The 611-nt window shown below is 68.7% G+C and carries 1 protein-coding gene; it reads right to left on the bottom strand.

All coding sequences use genetic code 11. From position 1 onward, the window contains the following. The coding region (locus MUN85_RS12520; protein ID WP_250507000.1) for an IS5 family transposase at positions 1-557 on the bottom strand (557 nt) is incomplete at its 3' end. Between the last annotated feature and the right edge of the window lie 54 nt (positions 558-611).

Here is a 611-nt window from a genome sequence, read left to right as displayed (position 1 = left end):
GTCCAGGAGATGACGGCGTTGAGGATCACGGCCGCGCGGTAGACGATCGCGAGCTTGTCGTAGCGGGTGGCGAGTCCGCGCCATTGCTTGATGTGGCAGTAGCGACGCTCGATGACGTTGCGGTTGCGGTAGTCGGCGGCATCGAGCCCGACGGGTCGGCCGCCGCGTGCCCAGCGACGCTTGCTGTGCCTCTGCTGGTCGGACGGCTCGGGGATTACGGCCTTGATCCCGCGGGCGCGTAGGTGCCCGCGGATCGCGCGGGACGAGTACGCCTTGTCACCGCGGACCGCGTCCGGTCGGGTGCGGGGTCTGCCGACGGAACGGGCGACGCGCAGCTGTCCCATCAGGGGCAGGAACATCGGCGAGTCGCCGGCCTGCCCCGCTGTCAGCAGCGCGACCAGCGGCAGGCCGTTGCCGTCGACGAGCTGATGAATCTTCGTCGACAGCCCGCCACGAGAGCGGCCGACCGCATGATCAGGCGGCTCGACGCCCGGATTCGTGTAATTCGATCCAGCCCCCTGTGAGGCGCTTCGTGTTCGTCGCGTGCTGATGCGCACGAACGATCGTGGAGTCCACCGACAGTGACCAATCCACCAGCCCGGCCTCGTCCG

The sequence above is a fragment of the Bowdeniella massiliensis genome, assembly GCF_023634005.1.
GTDB classification, from domain to species: Bacteria; Actinomycetota; Actinomycetes; order Actinomycetales; family Actinomycetaceae; genus Bowdeniella; species Bowdeniella massiliensis.
This window is presented reverse-complemented; position numbering and strand designations above follow the sequence as displayed.